This is a genomic window from Aquibacillus salsiterrae (assembly GCF_028416595.1).
Lineage (GTDB): Bacteria > Bacillota > Bacilli > Bacillales > Amphibacillaceae > Aquibacillus_A > Aquibacillus_A salsiterrae.
Genome location: NZ_JAMQKC010000006.1, coordinates 81,825 through 97,963, shown reverse-complemented (window position 1 = coordinate 97,963; position 16,139 = coordinate 81,825). Strand labels below are relative to the sequence as shown.

Genomic DNA, 16,139 nt, shown 5'->3' with positions numbered 1-16,139 from the left:
AGCTTTATTAAAAGAAAAGTAAGAGAGTTAATCTAACCATTTAACGGCTTCCTTAACAGGATAGTCATTTAAATCGAGCTCAATTTCCATTCCTAGTGCGAGCTTTGCCAACTGCGAGCCAAGATATGGACCTGTTGTTAGCCCAGAAGAACCTAATCCATTGGCAACAAGTATTTGCTCAAATCCTGGCAGGGGTCCAATCACTGGCAGGAAATTAGGTAGAACAGGGCGAAACCCAACACGGGTTTCAATTAATTCTGCTTGTGCTAGTCCTGGCGCTATGTTTAACGCTTTGTCAAAAATTTCATGTATACCAATTGGTGTGACCGTCGTATCGAAACCGCGGTCATTTTCATGTGTAGCACCAGCAACAATATGACCATCATCGAATGCTAATAAGTACTGGTCATTAGGGGGCATGACGACTGGCCAATTACTTGTGTCTGTGTCTGGCAAATGGACGTGGGCAATTTGGGCCTTCTGAGGCTCGACGCAAAATTCAATTCCTAACGGTTCAAGAAATTGCTTTGCCCAGACGCCAGCGGTAACAATTACTACATCTGCTTCCACAAATTCATCTCCAACATAAACACCATTAACGTCATTGTTGGCATTACTAGAAAGTGCGGCTGCTTTGCCTCTAATGATGGTTGCGCCGTTTTTTTCGGCAGCTCGTTGCATCGAATTTCTAAGTTTCCTGCCATCGACTCGGGCACCACCACTAATATAAATGGATTCGAACTCCTTATCCAATGGAGGAAAAAGATTGCTTGTTTGTTCCTTCGATAATACGGAAATTTCACCGATTTCAGGTGCTGTCTCTCTCCGATGTCTTGCTCTTTCTTCCATTGCAATTACCTTATTTTTATCTTTTCTAATGCTAATGGTGCCAACTCTACGATAACCTGTTTCCGTTTCTCCATCAGCCTCTAATTCTTTTATCAGATGTGGGTAATAGCTAGCACCGCTCTTTGCTAACGTATACCATGCCTTATTTCTTCTTTGGGAAAGCCATGGACAAACGATTCCGGCGGCTGCATCCGTTGCCTGACCTTGATGGTGTTTGTCAATGAGACAGACTTCAGCCCCACTTTTTGCAAGATGATAGGTTGTTGAGGAGCCAAGTATCCCGCCACCAATAACGACAATTTTCATTTTTTTAATACTCCTTTGCAAAAAGATAAGAAAGCATAAAGTTAAAGTGTCTACTCAAACTTCCCCCGCCCTCCACTTAGCTAATAGTGTGCATGAAAGTAATGCGTTATACAAGTATTTCCATTTGTCAATAGGAAGAAAAGAAAGAAGCATAAACTTTCTACCCTACATTTTAAATGTGTGATATAATTTACCGTAAATCTTTAGAAAATTTTAAATAATAGAGTAATATGGGGGGAAGAGCAAGAATGAAGAAGTGGCTATTAATTATTTTAATTATGATGAGTGCCTTAGTTTTAGCGGCATGCGGTACGGCTGAAAATGATTCTGATTCTTCAAATGGTAGTGGTGATGCTACACAAGAGGATCAATCGTCTGAAGAAACACCGTCAGAAGATAGCGGAGATACGGAAGATTCAAAGGTTTATAAAATCGGTGCATCACAAATTGTAGAACACCCATCATTAGATCAAGCGTACGAGGGTTTTAAGCAAGCAATCGCTGACGCTGGTTTAGAAGCAGAATATGATTTTCAGAGTGCTCAAAATGATCAAAATAATGCAAGTACGATTGCGAATAATTTTGTAGCAGATGACGTTGATTTAATTTTTGCTAACTCAACAGCAAGTGCTCTATCATCTTTACAAGCAGTGAATTCAAGTGGAGTAGAAATCCCTATCATTTTTGCATCAGTTACAGATGCTACAGAAGTTGGTTTGGTTGAAGGAATGGACCAACCTGGAGAAGTTATTACCGGGGTGCAGGATTTACATCCAGATGCAATTAAGAATACAGTTAAATTCATCGATACTTATTTCGAGGGTGCTACTGTCGGATTAGTTTATAACGCTGGTGAAGCAAACTCAGTTACCCAAATAGAAGCAGTTAATGAGGCAGTGGAAGGAACAAGCTTAAGTACAGTAGAACGTACGGTTTCAACATCGGCTGAAGTTCAGCAAGCAACTAATACACTTGTAGGGGAAGCAGACGTGATTTACGTTATCACTGATAACACAGTCGTATCTGCCCTAGAAACAGTTGTCCAAATTGCAAATGAACAGGATGTGCCGTTAATCGTTGGAGAACCTGACTCAGTTAAAAAAGGTGGATTTGCTACATTCGGTGTAGATTATTTCACAATTGGCTACCGTGCAGGTGAAATGGCTGTCGAAGTGTTAACCGGTGAAAAAACAACCGCAGATATTCCGGTTGAATACCCACCTAACATGCAGTTATTTATTAATAAAGGTGCTGCTGAGGAACAAGGAGTAGAATGGAATGAAGATTGGGATGAAGATGCCCAATTACTAGAGACTGAGAAAGAATAAGAAGATAAACCGACATTATCCTGGATAGGTTTAATTGTCGGTTCTTTTCTTTTTAAAAGATAAGAAAATAAGAAAAGAAAGTATAAAAAGATCCAAGAGCTGTCTAGCGCAAGGCGCCTTGCGCTTTTCTTAGAAAATAGGTCCAATTTTTAGTAATTAAAATAGGCACATCGTAGTCGGTTGAAATTATGATATAGTAGAGATTGTGATTAAAAATAGAAAGAATGTTTTTCTAGAAGGGGAGAACAGCATGTTTATTTCAATTTTCGGAGCCGTTGAGTCAGGGATTATTTATGCGATTATGGCACTTGGTGTCTATTTGTCCTTCCGAGTGTTAGACTTTCCCGATTTAACTGTGGATGGTAGTTTTGTTACAGGTGCTGGTGTTGCGGCAATATCAATTATAAATGGGGTACCACCTTTTATTGCAACAGTGTTCGCCTTACTGGCAGGATGCTTGGCAGGTAGTATTACTGGTTTATTGAATACGAAGGGCAAGATTAATCCGCTATTATCCGGTATTCTTATGATGATTGCCCTATATTCAATTAACCTTAGAATTATGGGTCGGCCAAATTTACCATTAATCAATGAGTCGACTATTTTTACTGGCCTTAAACCTTTATTTGAAACAACAGGAATAAATCAAGCATTAAATAGCTTAGTACAATTGTTTGGAGTTGAACGGTTCCCCGGTAGTTGGGCCGTCTTAATAATTATGGTGTTTGTAACATTAATCATAAAGGTAATAACAGATTATTTCTTGAAAACGGAAGTAGGCTTAGCGCTTCGGGCAACTGGCGATAATGAACGGATGATTCGTAGTTTTTCCGCCAACACAGATAGCTTGAAAATTATTGGTTTAGCGTTATCGAACGGCTTAGTTGCCTTATCCGGTGGTCTCGTTGCCCAATACGGTGGCTTTGCTGATGTTAACATGGGAATTGGAATGATTGTGATTGGTCTAGCATCCGTGATAATCGGTGAAGCAATATTTGGAACAAAAACAATCATGCGGACGACCTTGGCGGTGATTGGTGGGGCAATTGCATACCGAATTGTTGTTACACTAGCATTAAAAGTTAAATTCCTCGAAACAGGTGACATGAAGTTAATTACTGCATTATTAGTCATTGTTGCGCTTATTGCACCTAAACTTATTGCAACAAGTAAAGAACAACAACGGCGAAAGCGAAAAAAAATGGCGCTTAGTAAAAAGGCAGAGGAGGTTTAAGATGCTTAACCTTTCAAATATATCTGTTACATTTAATGAAGATACTCCCGATGAGAAAAAAGCATTGCAAGATATTAATTTAAGCCTGAACTCTGGTGATTTTGTAACAGTAATTGGTAGTAACGGAGCAGGAAAATCGACACTAATGAATATTGTGTCAGGTAGCTTAAAGCCTGATATTGGTATTGTTGAAATCAATGGTAAAAAGGTCTCGCAGCTTCCTGAATATAAACGTTCTAATTTTATTGGGCGTGTTTTCCAAGATCCGATGGCTGGAACTGCACCATCGATGACGATTGAAGAAAATTTAGCGATGGCTTACGCGCGTAATAAGAAGCGGAAGTTACGCATTGGCGTAACGAAAAAGCGTAGAGAGATGTTCCGCGAATTTCTTGAGACGCTACACCTCGGATTGGAAAATCGTCTAAATGCAAAAGTAGGTTTGTTGTCTGGAGGAGAAAGGCAAGCCCTTTCGCTGTTAATGGCAACATTTACGGAACCTAATATTCTGTTACTAGATGAACATACCGCAGCATTGGACCCATCACGAGCAGAACTGATTACCAACTTGACGGGTGAAGTTGTTGAGAAATTTAACTTAACGACTTTAATGGTCACGCATAATATGCAACAAGCATTGGATTTAGGTAACCGGTTGATCATGATGGATAAGGGCCAGATTATCTTTGATGTATCAGGAAAAGAAAAACAAGAGTTAACGATTGAAAAGTTACTTCATGAGTTCCAAAGGATTCGTGGAAAGCAGATGGATAATGATCGTGCTGTACTAGGGTAAAGCATTAAAGCTGAGCTTCCAATGGAAGTTCAGCTTTTTTTACAAGATAAGAAAAAAATGTAAGAGCTGTCTAGCTCTGGCGCGCGACTTGCGCTTTTCTTATCACGGATAATTTAGGAATGAACGGATATCCTATATTTAAAACTAATATTTGCGCGATCTTCCTTGTGAAAGAAAATTAATCCGTAAAATTTAATGGGGGTAATTAAGATGAAGAAATTAACAAATCTGATTTGGCTAGCACTTATTCTTCTATTAGCGGCATGTGGCTCTGGTGATAAGGATGAGTCAAATTCTAGCGATAAAGCGGATGATAATAAAGAAGCTAACAGTCGGTATGAACAAATAAAAGAAGAAGGGGTCATTAAGGTTGGGACTGAAGGTACTTATGCACCGTTTTCATTCCACAACGAAGACGATAAGCTAACCGGATATGATGTTGAAGTGATGGAAGAAGTAGCAAAGCGAATGGAAGTTGAAGTCGATTTCCAAGAAACACAATGGGATTCGATGTTTGCTGGTCTGAACTCTAAGCGGTTTGATCTTATTGCAAACCAGGTAGGGATTAACGAAGAAAGGTTAGAAAACTATGACTTTTCTTTTCCTTATACAGTATCATCAGCGGTAGTAGTTGTGCCGAAAGAGAATAACGACATTCAGTCATTTGAAGATTTGGCTGGTAAGAAATCAGCACAGTCTTTAACGAGTAACTTTGGAGCAATTGCCGAAGAAAATGGTGCTGAACTTGTCGGGGTGGAGGGATTAGCCCAATCCATTGAATTGATTAAACAAGGTCGGGTTGATGTTACGGTAAACGATCGTTTAGCTGTTCTAGACTTCATCAATCAACAGCCTGATGCTGGAGTAAAAATTGCTGTTAGGGAAGAAGATGTTTCTGAAACTGCTTTTGCCTTTAGAAAAGGAAATGAAGACCTTGTCCAAGCAGTTAATGAACAACTAGAAGCAATGAGAGAAGATGGGACGCTAGCTAAAATCTCTGAGAAGTGGTTTGGCGAAGATGTTTCTCAATAGTTATCTCTATTCAATAGCTGCTGATATGGGTGGATGGGAGTTATTCCAAAACTCCCTTTGGCCAATGATTTTAGGAGGAATCAAAAATACGATTCCTCTTACTTTCGTTTCTTTTGTATTAGGTATGTTCATTGCTTTACTTACGGCTGTAATGCGCCTTTCTACGACAAAACTGTTAACTATTCCAGCAAGGATGTACGTCTCAGCTATTAGAGGGACACCACTTCTTGTTCAACTGTTTATTGTCTTTTTTGGTTTAGGGAGTATCGGAATTACAATAGATCCATTTCCGAGTGCGGTTATTGCTTTTTCATTAAACGTTGGTGCTTATTCTTCTGAAATTATTCGTGCATCGATCCAATCGATCCCTAAGGGCCAGTGGGAGGCAGCTACTACGATTGGCATGAGTTACTCGCAGACGTTAATTCGAATTATAATCCCTCAGGCTACACGAGTTTCAATACCACCTTTATCTAACACATTTATTAGTTTAGTGAAGGATACGTCGCTCGCATCGCTAATATTAGTAACAGAATTATTCCGCAAAGCACAGGAAATTGCAGCAAGAACTTATGACTTTATGTTACTTTATATAGAAGCTGCGATGCTTTATTGGGTTATTTGTTTTATTTTATCTATTGTCCAAGACAAAATCGAACATCGACTCGAGCGATATGTCGCGAGATAGGGGGACTAAAGATGTTTATTTCTGCGAAAGGGATTACAAAATCTTTCGGAAACCTGGAGGTACTGAAAGATATTGACATTACAATTGATAAAGGTAACATCGTTGCGATTATTGGTCCGTCCGGTTCTGGAAAAACAACGTTACTTCGGTGTTTAAATGCACTTGAGATGCCTGAAAAAGGAACCATTACCTTTGACGATAATTTTGAGATAGATTTTGCACAGAAGCCTAAGAAAAGTGTTATAAAAACGTTACGCCTAAAATCAGGTATGGTCTTTCAGTCTTATAACTTATTTCCACATAAAACGGCATTACAAAATGTCACCGAAGGCCCGCTCTATGTCCAAAAGAAAAATAGGCAAGTAGTTAATGAACTAGCCCGACAACTGTTAGATAAAGTAGGACTAGCAGATAAGCTAAATCTTTATCCACATCAATTATCTGGAGGGCAGCAACAACGAGTTGGTATTGCAAGAGCACTTGCTATTCAGCCAGAGTTAATGCTGTTTGATGAACCGACATCAGCGCTTGATCCCGAGTTGGTCGGGGAAGTACTAAAAGTAATGAAAGATCTAGCTAATGAAGGATGGACGATGGTCATTGTCACGCATGAATTGAAGTTTGCAGAACAGGTTGCAGATAAGGTTTTGTTTATGGACAATGGTGTTGTTGTGGAAGAAGGTCCTCCCGAGCAAGTGTTGAAAAATCCATTAGAAGAGCGGACTAGACAGTTCATTCAGCGGATAATGAATCCATAAATAAAGATCAAGGCGCGATTTGTGCTTTTGGTCTATTTTTTAACAATTATGTTTAACGTCTTGTAAAGCATTCATAACATGATATAATATATGAACATTAGATATATCTGACTTTTCTTATAATTCTACAAATTATGCAAAATATAGAAATAAAAGGTGGCGACATTTGTGAAGTACGGATTTTCACATCGTGTTCGATATTTAAAATCTTCAGCCGTTCGCGATATTCTAAAAGTAGTAAATAAAGGTAATGTCATTTCATTTGCCGGTGGTCTTCCGGATGAGGAATTGTTCCCTGTTGAGGCTGTACAACAGGCGTTTAGTAAAGCAATTGGTTCGGGAAACAAGGCTTTACAATACGGAGAAACAGAAGGGGTAAGTGAGCTAAGGGAACATCTAGCCCATAGGATGGCAGAAAAGGGGATTCATCGTAGTTCAGATAATATTCTTGTAACATCAGGTTCCCAACAAGCGATTGATTTGTTTTCTAGGATCATGTTTAATCCTGGTGATATCGTATTAACGGAGAATCCAACCTATTTAGCTGCGCTTCAGGTTTTTGAATCTTATGAAGTGGACGTCGTTGCAGTTGATTCAGATGACGAAGGTATGCTTGAGGCTGATTTAGAAGAAAAGATTACTCAATTGAAACCGAAGTGTATATATGTGGTACCGACTTTCTCTAATCCAGGGGGAAAGGTTTGGTCTCTTGAGCGAAGAAAGAAATTATTAGAAATGGCTAAGAAATACCATGTTGTTATCTTTGAAGATGATCCTTATGGTGATATCCAATTTGACCAGGAAACAACACCACCACCAATCGCTTCGATGGACGATAATCAATTTGTATTATATACAAGCACTTTTTCTAAAACTGTTGTCCCAGCGATGCGTATCGGATGGATTGTTGGACCCCACCAGATTATTCGCTTAATGGCACAAGCGAAGCAAGCGTCTGACTTGCACACTAATTCAATAAGTCAGCATGCACTCGTTCATTTGCTAAATGACTTTGACCTAGATGGTCATATTCAGACGATTCGAAACACATATCATGAACGGATGCTTGTCATGAAGGGCTTACTTGACGAAGTGAAAATAGACGATTTGACATACCTTACTCCAAAGGGAGGCATGTTCTTTTGGGTTAATATGCCGAAACATATTAATACGACAGAGCTATTAACAACCGCTGTTGACCAAGGTGTTGCATTTGTACCTGGTGCACCATTCTACGTATCTGATCCGGAGCAAAATACGATGCGTTTGAATTTTACCAATGCAACCCCTGATTTGATTCAACTTGGTATGGAACGTTTAGTAAAAGTTATCAATCAACACCAATATGAAACCATCAATTAATTAATGAAGCACCTCTAGGGATAGGGGTGTTTTTTAAAAGAAAAGAAATTATAAAAAAATCCAAGCATGGATAACATTCAGCGACAGCCACATCCAGCTTCAGCTTGTACCCCCCGAGTTGAAAGACAAGCCTCTACATGGAAAAAATCTGCCAAATTAGATAAAATCTGCTAGGTATTTGCATAGCATGTCTATTTTATACATAGTATATAGCAAATAATAATACCAAAGGACTGAGTAAAATTAGTTTATTCAAGGAGTTTAGGCAGTTTATCTTACGTGGAAGCGCAGCGGAAGTAGGGATTGGTATCGTTCTCGGGGCAGCCTTTAGCGGATTAATTGATTCTCTAGTATCAGATGTGCTTTTGCCTCCGGTTGGGGTTTTATTAGCGAAAATGAACTTTTCCAACTTGTTTATTACTTTAGGTGATGGTAATTATACATCACTTAGTGCTGCTAAGGAGGCTGGGGCAGCAACTATTAATTACGGATTGTTCTTAACATCTTTCATCCGGTTTATTATCATTGTTTTTGTGATCTTCATGGTGATTAGGCAGATGAATAGGTGGAAAAAGCCAGGGCAAAATCCAGTTGATGCGATGACGAAAAAGGAGTGTCCATATTGTAAGATGGGCATCCCCTCACAAGCTATTCGTTGCCCTAATTGCTCCTCAGATTTGGAGATTAAGACAGATGATCGAGTAATCAATAAATCTGATTCCCCTTTACGTCTGAAAATAAAGTAGGAGAGATGTGACATAAAATCAACATCTGGCTTTATGTTTAATTTATTTCATAAAGAAAAAGCTATGATTCTGGTGATAGAATCATAGCTTTTCTGCTTAAGCTTGCCTACGCTTGTCAGGGGTGACCAAGGCGCTTCCGCTTTTCTTATTGTCTAGCTACAGCGCCTACCCCTTCGAGTCGTAAGTCAATCCTCTACATGGCAAAGACCGCCATTATGAGGCTTGCCTTACGCTTGTCAGGGGTGACCAAGGCGCTTTCGCTTTTCTTATTATTTTATGATTTTTTAGCTAGTGCTGGATATACGCCATTTTCATCATGTACTTCCTCACCAGTTAGTGGTGGATTAAAGACACAAATCATCCGCATATCTGTTCTTGCACGTAGAAGGTGCTCATCATGCTTATCAAGTACATAAAGCGTATCCTTCGTAATCGGCCACACTTTATTATCTTCAAGTGTGACAACTTCACCTTCTCCTTCGATACAATAAACAGATTCAAGGTGGTTTTGATACCAAATATGCGTTTCTGTACCTGCTTTAATAATCGTATCATTCACAGAATAGCCGACGCCTGCTTCGTCCGTAATAAGACGTCTGCTAATCCAATTACCTCCGTCTACATCGTGCTTTGTTCCTTGAACATCTTTTAATGAAACAACCTTCATCACTAGTTCCTCCTGTTATCGTTAATATGCTGCCTTTATTTTTAACTACTTAAAAGTGTCATCTGAATCATCCCATTTGGTCCTCATCCATTTTCAAGTATTTAGTTAGTAACTGGTTCTTTTACGAGGCTTTTAATACTTTCTTCAATAATTTCAAAGCCTTTTTTCAAGCCTTCTTCACTAATAGTTAGTGGTGGGAACAACTTGAACACTTCATCTTTTGGTCCAGCAGTTTCCATAATAAGCCCGAGTTCAAATGCTTTTGCTGAAATTTTGTTCGAAAGACCATCCACTTCTGATGCAATACCAACCATAAATCCGCGGCCTCGAACTTCCCCTTTAAGCTCAGGGTAAGTCTCCACCATTTTAGTTAAGAATTGATAAATCATTTCTGACTTTGCTTGAACTTCCTTTTCAAACGTATCATCTTTCCAATAGTCTAAAGAAGCAGCTGCCGTAATAAACGCATGGTTGTTACCACGGAACGTACCGTTATGCTCACCAGGTGTCCAAATATCCAAGTCAGGACGGATAAGTGTGACGGCAAATGGTAGTCCGTAACCACTTAAAGATTTTGACATACAGATAATATCCGGTTTAATTCCTGCACGTTCAAAACTAAAGAATGTACCAGTACGGCCCACTCCAGCTTGAACATCATCGATAATCAGCAAGATGCCCCAACGCTTACAAATACTTTCAAGCTTTCTCAACCATTCAAAGCGAGCTGCGTTAATTCCGCCTTCCCCTTGAACAGTCTCTACGATCATTGCTGCTGGGATAGCAACACCACTACCACTATCTTCTAAGAATCGTTCAACATATTCTAATGTGTCATGGTTATCAACATAGTTATCGTAAGGCATAGTTACTGTGTTTTGTAACGGAATCCCAGCACCTTTACGTTTCATGGAATTTCCTGTTACAGACAAAGAACCAATCGTCATTCCGTGGAAGCCGTTAGTAAAGCTGATAACGTCTGTCCGGCCAGTTACTTTTCGCGCTAGTTTTAAGGCGCTCTCTACTGTGTTTGTTCCAGTAGGCCCTGGGAACATAATCTTGTAATCAAGATTACGTGGCTTTAGGATTACATCGTTAAATTTATTTAAAAACTCTGCCTTTGCAGTTGAAGCCATATCTAAAGAGTGTGTAATACCATCACTCATAATATATTCTACAAGTTTTTCTTTCATTTTTTGATCATTGTGACCATAATTCAGTGCGCCAGCACCAGCAAAAAAGTCAATATATTCTTTTCCGTTCTCATCCCACATTTTATATCCTTTTGCTTTTGTGAAAATTGTCGGGAAACTTCGAACATAACTACGCACAACAGATTCTAAATTTTCAAAAACTTTCATGTCTTGAGTCACTTATTATTTCCTCCTCAATGGTTAACCTACCAATTTATGGTATGGATATGGCTATTAAATACCGGAAAAATATTTTATTAAACGATCTATTTATTCAAAGGGCCAACTCTGAAATTTAATTCTTCCTCATGGCCTTCTGTTGGAAATAACTCTTCTCCAAACAGGTCGCTGACTTCACATGTTGTGTTGTGTTCACGTGCAAGTCTGCGAAATAATGATTGAGACGCTTTATTTGATGGGGTAATCGTTGCTTCAACGAAATTAACGTTTTCGCAAACTTTTCTATTGATTAATTCGTTTAATAGCTTTGATGCAATACCTTTACCTCGTTGGGAAGCGTCAACACCAATTTGCCAAACGAAAACAACATCTTGACGTTTTGGAGGGATAAATGCGGTTACGAAGCCTACAACTTTATCATTTTCTTTAGCAACAACACATGTTTCGGCAAAGTACTCACACATCATGATGTATTTATACGGTGAGTTTTGATCTAACGTTGAATTGTTAACTAATTCCCACATAGCTGCCCCATCTTCTGTTTTTGGAACTTCTAATGAAACAGTACTAGTAGGAGCAGTTGCAATTTGACTATTAATGGTAAATTCTCCCTTCAATTACATTTTTTATTAATCGCTGGACAATATCCATTTATAATAATAAGGGGGACGTAGCTTTTTCGCAAACAAGCTTACAATGGATAAATAAGGTTTATTTACGCTTTGACACGATTAAATGAATGTAGTGCGTAGTAAATTAATAAATCCTTCCATATTGTTAAGAATTCTTACCTTTAATCCAAATTTACTTTTCTGAATTTTTAAAAATTTTGCAATTAATCTCCTTCACGTCGCATAGAATGCTATGATGTATAAGGGTTTACCACGCATTTCAAAAAAATAAAAAAACCTAGCCGCAATTGCTTTAGGCTAGGTGCTCATTTTTACCTATTTTTTTGGACTTCGCTTTTTTCGGCTCGAGCATCTGCTTTTTTCATGCGTTCTCTTGCTTCTAGATCCTCCGCATCAGCTAACTCGTAGCTGAATTCTACATCTTCTACTTTGCCGTCTGCCATTTTGTTGCTTTTGTTTTTAGCCATGATAACATCCCTTCCTTTGCTAAATTACTTCTTCGTTAGTATGTTTGGAAAAGTAAGAAGGTATGCAGGGAAGTACAAATAGCTATCTAGAAACATAACGATTACCTTTTATCCAGAAACGCCAAGGATAATCTTTTGCCTCACCTGAATTGTCTATTCCAATCCTAGAACCAGATGCAATCGTAAACGCATCGAGCTCTCCTTTAGCAATCCACAAAGGTTTTTGATGCAAAGGGTGTCCGTAATCATTCATATCAATACCTAATGCCTTAGTTAATTTTCCAGGACCATTTGTTAATTGGTAATCATTTCTAGCCTTTGGTCGCCGTTGTTGCATCAGTTCTTTATTAAAGTAAGGTTCAACTGACCGTATTAATATCGCCTCAGGGTTATCAGCCTGTCCAGTGACAACATTAAATAGATAGTGAGTATGCATTGTATACATATAGGTAAATCCGGCTAGGCCAAACATTACTTCTGTCCGTTTGGTGCGTCTATTTTGATAACTATGCGCGGCTTGATCTCCTGGTCCGATATAAGCTTCTGTTTCTGTGATGATGCCTGCTGCTGTTCCATCGTTCGTTTCTTTAATTAAAATACTGCCTAAAAGTGCCTTAGCAAGCTCTAGGGTAGGCTGCTCAAAGAAGGAGGGGGGAAGTCTTTTTAACTTGTTTGGATGTTGCAATTTATAAACTCCTCTTTAGGTTGTCTGCTCTTTTGTTATTATATCTTTAATTTTTGTTAGAACTTCTTCTGGGGAATCTGCAAAAATTTTTTGCTTATCAAAGACAGCGTATGGTGAAAGAGGACACTCTTCGCAATTATCTAAGCATTCCATCTCTTTTATTTCTAGGCCGTGTTCATCAGCAAAATCTTCAAAGTTATCCAGATCCTCATCAGAATAAAACATCATTAAGTTTGTCTCGCAGCATTCAATCTTCTTAGGTCCATTTTTACCGAGCAGCTTTGATAATATTCCCATATTAACGCTTCCTTTACCGTTGGGTTGTCTAGTGTATATTTTATAAGAAATTATAACAGAAGTGAAATAAGAATTATTGCCAATTTGCTTCGTGAGTTTGCCAATCTGTAAAAGAGTTACAATGAATTGCTCTATCGTGTTGATGAAATGGTCAATCATTTTGATAAGGTCACGAACGACTGTTGCGTAAACCTAAGAAAAGCGCAGGGCGCCCGGAGCTAGACAGTCTTGTATTTTTTTCTTATCTGTTTAAAAAGACCGTTCAATCATTGACGATTGAACGGTCTACAAAAGGAATATATTATTTTACTGTTTCGGGTACTTCTAAACCTAATCCTTCAGCAATGCGGGTGCCTAGTTCAGGGTCTACTTTATAGAAGAGACCAATTTGGCGCAACTTTATTTCTTCATAATCGACACCACTAAGATGGTCAACAAAGTTTTGAATTAAACGAGTACGCTCATCATCACTCATTAAACGGAATAGGTCACGTGGTTGTGTGTAATGATCATCTTGATCGTATCCAGCACTGTCTGCAAAGCCAGCTACTTCGAACGGACTTGTTTTGTTTTCCGGTGTTTCTTTTGGGCCGTTAAAGCTGTTTGGTTCGTAATTGATTGAACTACCCCCGTTACCATCAAAGCGCATTTGGCCGTCACGTTGGTTATTGTTAACAGGTGATATTGCACGGTTAATCGGAAGGGACTCATGGTTAGCTCCGATACGGTAACGATGTGCATCAGAATAAGCAAACAGGCGACCTTGTAACATCTTATCTGGTGATGCTTCAATACCAGGCACAAAATGACCAGGTGAGAATGCAGCTTGCTCCACTTCAGCGAAATAGTTTTCAGGATTGCGATCTAATACCATACGCCCTACTTCAATTAATGGATAATCTTTATGAGACCATACTTTAGTTACATCGAATGGATCGAAACGATAGGTGTTAACATCTTCTACAGGCATGATTTGAACATAAAGTGTCCAAGATGGGAAGTCACCTTGATCAATTGCATTGTAAAGATCTTCTGTATGGTAGTCAGGATTCTCACCAGCCAGCTTAGCAGCTAGATCGACATCTAGATTTTTAACACCTTGGTCTGTTTTAAAATGATATTTAACAAATAAAGCTTTACCTTCTGCATTTACCCATTTGAACGTATGACTTCCGTATCCATTCATGTGACGGTATGTTGCTGGTATCCCACGATCTGAATGAAGAATAGTAATTTGGTGTAACGATTCTGGTGAAAGAGACCAGAAGTCCCAAACCATGTTAGGGTCTTTTCTTCCTGTTCCAGGATGACGCTTTTGCGTATGAATGAAGTCAGGGAATTTAATCGCATCACGAATAAAAAATACAGGTGTATTGTTACCTACTAAATCGTAATTGCCTTCTTCTGTATAAAATTTGACAGCAAAACCACGTGGATCACGAACTGTATCAGCTGAACCTAGTTCTCCAGCAACGGTTGAAAAACGAATGAACATTGGTGTACGTTTGCCAATTTCTGATAAAAAGGCTGCTTTTGTATATTTAGACACATCGTTAGTAACCTGAAAGTATCCATGAGCACCAGCACCCTTGGCATGTACAACACGCTCAGGTACTCTTTCACGATTAAAATGTGCAAGTTTTTCTAATAGGTGAACATCTTGAATTAATGTTGGTCCACGGTGACCTGCAGTAACCGAATTTTGGTTGTCGCCTACAGGTGCACCAGACGCTGTTGTTAAGTATTTTTTTTCTTTACTCACTATGTGAACACCTCTCCCTTAAATGTGTAAACTAATAAATACTACATGTTTTATTATAATATAAACTTTATAAAAATAAATATTTAATTATAATTATTTTAATTTAGTTTGTGGAATGTTCCCATCATATATGGTTGCTAATCTACAAAAAAAGAGGGTACTTGTAATATAACAAATACCCTTTGAGAGTAAATTGGAAACACGGCTGTTTATTTTTGGGGGGTAACTACAATTACAATACATGGCTTGTCAACGCTCTTTCGGGTCTAGCAAGGTGCTTGCGCTTTTCTTAAAATGAGCGATAATGAAGTTATCTTTTAGTATGGAGGGGGATTGTGTCTTGGTTTTAGATATAAAAGACGTGTCGTTAGTTAGAGAAGGTAATTGGATTTTAAAAAACATTAATTGGACGATCAATAAAGGGGAGCACTGGGTGTTATTAGGCTTAAATGGCGCTGGTAAAACAGCTTTACTTCACATGCTATACGCCTTTTATTTTCCAACAAAAGGAATGGTGAAAGTATTAGACCGTCAATTTGGTAAGGATATTCTTGGAGAGGAGCTTCGGCAAAAAATCGGGCTTGTTTCTTCAACGCTTCAGGGCAGGTTTTATGAATCTGACAGTGCCTATCACGTTGTTCTTAGCGGTGGGTTTGCTTCGATAGGATTGTACGACACTCCTACTGATTCCATGCGTGAAAAAGCACAAAAGCTGTTGAAGGAAATGGGTTGTTTTCCGTATGCCAATCGTAGTTACCGTACGTTATCACAAGGGGAGAGGCAGCGTGTGATGATTGCTCGTGCCTTGATGGCAGACCCAGAGTTACTAATTTTAGATGAACCTACCAATGGTCTAGATTTCCTAGCGAGAGAAGGATTGTTAGAAGTAATTCAACATGTAACTGCAAGTGCCTATACACCAACCGTGATATACGTCACACATCATGTCGAAGAGATTTTACCAATTTTCACGAAAACGCTACTATTGAAAGACGGGGAAGTATTTTCATCAGGCGATACTCAAGCATTAATATCTGAGGAAGTATTATCAGACTTCTTTGGTGTTCCTGTCGAGGTTATTTGGCATCACGGGCGCCCGTCCTTAATGAAGAAACATCCCTAACACCAAAAGGATCGTGCAACTACTTATGAATAGA

Annotated in this window: 17 protein-coding genes; 9 read left to right on the top strand and 8 right to left on the bottom strand. The window is 38.8% G+C overall.

Annotated elements, in window-relative coordinates; translation table 11 throughout:
• Positions 1-27: 27 nt before the first annotated feature.
• Positions 28-1,155 carry an NAD(P)/FAD-dependent oxidoreductase gene (locus tag NC799_RS09335; protein ID WP_272446187.1) on the bottom strand — a complete coding sequence of 376 codons (1,128 nt, stop codon included), beginning with the start codon at positions 1,153-1,155 and terminating at the stop codon, positions 28-30.
• 248 nt (positions 1,156-1,403) lie between these two features.
• On the opposite strand from NC799_RS09335, the gene NC799_RS09330 reads away from it, so the two are divergent.
• From NC799_RS09330 to mscL, 8 genes are all read left to right on the top strand, one after another.
• On the top strand, positions 1,404-2,483 hold the full coding sequence (locus tag NC799_RS09330; protein WP_272446186.1) for an ABC transporter substrate-binding protein: 1,080 nt from the start codon (positions 1,404-1,406) through the stop codon (positions 2,481-2,483).
• Between the two features lie 250 nt (positions 2,484-2,733).
• A complete protein-coding gene (locus NC799_RS09325) occupies positions 2,734-3,717 on the top strand; it encodes an ABC transporter permease (RefSeq protein WP_272446185.1) in 984 nt (327 codons plus the stop codon).
• Position 3,718: 1 nt separating this feature from the next.
• A complete protein-coding gene (locus tag NC799_RS09320; RefSeq protein WP_272446184.1) occupies positions 3,719-4,513 on the top strand; it encodes an ABC transporter ATP-binding protein in 795 nt (264 codons plus the stop codon).
• A gap of 210 nt (positions 4,514-4,723) precedes the next feature.
• On the top strand, positions 4,724-5,545 hold the full coding sequence (locus NC799_RS09315; protein ID WP_272446183.1) for an amino acid ABC transporter substrate-binding protein: 822 nt from the start codon (positions 4,724-4,726) through the stop codon (positions 5,543-5,545).
• Positions 5,532-6,233, top strand: coding sequence for an amino acid ABC transporter permease (locus NC799_RS09310; RefSeq protein WP_272446182.1), 702 nt, complete (start codon positions 5,532-5,534; stop codon positions 6,231-6,233). The genes NC799_RS09315 and NC799_RS09310 overlap by 14 nt, the downstream gene beginning before the upstream one ends.
• 11 nt (positions 6,234-6,244) lie before the next feature.
• On the top strand, positions 6,245-6,991 hold the full coding sequence (locus NC799_RS09305) for an amino acid ABC transporter ATP-binding protein (RefSeq protein ID WP_272446181.1): 747 nt from the start codon (positions 6,245-6,247) through the stop codon (positions 6,989-6,991).
• Between the two features lie 168 nt (positions 6,992-7,159).
• Positions 7,160-8,353 (top strand): aminotransferase-like domain-containing protein, encoded by a 1,194-nt coding sequence (locus NC799_RS09300; RefSeq protein ID WP_272446180.1) that lies wholly within the window; start codon positions 7,160-7,162, stop codon positions 8,351-8,353.
• 209 nt (positions 8,354-8,562) lie between these two features.
• Complete coding sequence (gene mscL / locus NC799_RS09295; protein ID WP_334313858.1) at positions 8,563-9,099, top strand: large conductance mechanosensitive channel protein MscL; 537 nt, start codon at positions 8,563-8,565, stop codon at positions 9,097-9,099.
• Between the two features lie 274 nt (positions 9,100-9,373).
• Here the strand turns inward: mscL and NC799_RS09290 are convergent, their stop codons facing one another.
• The 7 genes from NC799_RS09290 to NC799_RS09260 form a co-directional block, all read right to left on the bottom strand.
• Entirely contained in the window at positions 9,374-9,766 is a 393-nt protein-coding gene (locus NC799_RS09290; RefSeq protein WP_272446179.1) for an ectoine synthase, read from the bottom strand.
• Between the two features lie 101 nt (positions 9,767-9,867).
• Positions 9,868-11,127 (bottom strand): diaminobutyrate--2-oxoglutarate transaminase, encoded by a 1,260-nt coding sequence (gene ectB, locus NC799_RS09285; protein WP_417006675.1) that lies wholly within the window; start codon positions 11,125-11,127, stop codon positions 9,868-9,870.
• Between the two features lie 98 nt (positions 11,128-11,225).
• Positions 11,226-11,756, bottom strand: coding sequence for a diaminobutyrate acetyltransferase (gene ectA, locus NC799_RS09280; RefSeq protein WP_272446177.1), 531 nt, complete (start codon positions 11,754-11,756; stop codon positions 11,226-11,228).
• Positions 11,757-12,082: 326 nt separating this feature from the next.
• On the bottom strand, positions 12,083-12,238 hold the full coding sequence (locus NC799_RS09275) for a YfhD family protein (RefSeq protein ID WP_272446176.1): 156 nt from the start codon (positions 12,236-12,238) through the stop codon (positions 12,083-12,085).
• Positions 12,239-12,320: 82 nt separating this feature from the next.
• Positions 12,321-12,923 carry a DNA-3-methyladenine glycosylase gene (locus NC799_RS09270; RefSeq protein WP_272446175.1) on the bottom strand — a complete coding sequence of 201 codons (603 nt, stop codon included), beginning with the start codon at positions 12,921-12,923 and terminating at the stop codon, positions 12,321-12,323.
• Between the two features lie 15 nt (positions 12,924-12,938).
• Positions 12,939-13,220 (bottom strand): DUF1450 domain-containing protein, encoded by a 282-nt coding sequence (locus NC799_RS09265; protein WP_272446172.1) that lies wholly within the window; start codon positions 13,218-13,220, stop codon positions 12,939-12,941.
• Between the two features lie 301 nt (positions 13,221-13,521).
• Positions 13,522-14,982, bottom strand: coding sequence for a catalase (locus tag NC799_RS09260; protein ID WP_272446171.1), 1,461 nt, complete (start codon positions 14,980-14,982; stop codon positions 13,522-13,524).
• A gap of 340 nt (positions 14,983-15,322) precedes the next feature.
• Here NC799_RS09260 and NC799_RS09255 point away from each other — a divergent pair, with 340 nt between their 5' ends.
• Positions 15,323-16,105: an ABC transporter ATP-binding protein gene (locus tag NC799_RS09255; protein WP_272446170.1), complete on the top strand. Its 783-nt coding sequence runs from the start codon at positions 15,323-15,325 to the stop codon at positions 16,103-16,105.
• The last annotated feature ends 34 nt before the right edge of the window (positions 16,106-16,139 follow it).

Excerpts from the sequence above, each read along its gene's own strand:
- NC799_RS09325 (WP_272446185.1), top strand. The coding sequence starts at position 2,734 with ATGTTTATTTCAATTTTCGGAGCCGTTGAGTCAGGGATTATTTATGCG.
- NC799_RS09320 (WP_272446184.1), top strand. The coding sequence starts at position 3,719 with ATGCTTAACCTTTCAAATATATCTGTTACATTTAATGAAGATACTCCC.
- NC799_RS09305 (WP_272446181.1), top strand. The coding sequence starts at position 6,245 with ATGTTTATTTCTGCGAAAGGGATTACAAAATCTTTCGGAAACCTGGAG.
- NC799_RS09315 (WP_272446183.1), top strand. The coding sequence starts at position 4,724 with ATGAAGAAATTAACAAATCTGATTTGGCTAGCACTTATTCTTCTATTA.
- NC799_RS09310 (WP_272446182.1), top strand. The coding sequence starts at position 5,532 with ATGTTTCTCAATAGTTATCTCTATTCAATAGCTGCTGATATGGGTGGA.
- ectB (WP_417006675.1), bottom strand. The coding sequence starts at position 11,127 with ATGAAAGTTTTTGAAAATTTAGAATCTGTTGTGCGTAGTTATGTTCGA.
- NC799_RS09335 (WP_272446187.1), bottom strand. The coding sequence starts at position 1,155 with ATGAAAATTGTCGTTATTGGTGGCGGGATACTTGGCTCCTCAACAACC.
- NC799_RS09290 (WP_272446179.1), bottom strand. The coding sequence starts at position 9,766 with ATGAAGGTTGTTTCATTAAAAGATGTTCAAGGAACAAAGCACGATGTA.
- NC799_RS09265 (WP_272446172.1), bottom strand. The coding sequence starts at position 13,220 with ATGGGAATATTATCAAAGCTGCTCGGTAAAAATGGACCTAAGAAGATT.
- NC799_RS09275 (WP_272446176.1), bottom strand. The coding sequence starts at position 12,238 with ATGGCTAAAAACAAAAGCAACAAAATGGCAGACGGCAAAGTAGAAGAT.
- NC799_RS09330 (WP_272446186.1), top strand. The coding sequence starts at position 1,404 with ATGAAGAAGTGGCTATTAATTATTTTAATTATGATGAGTGCCTTAGTT.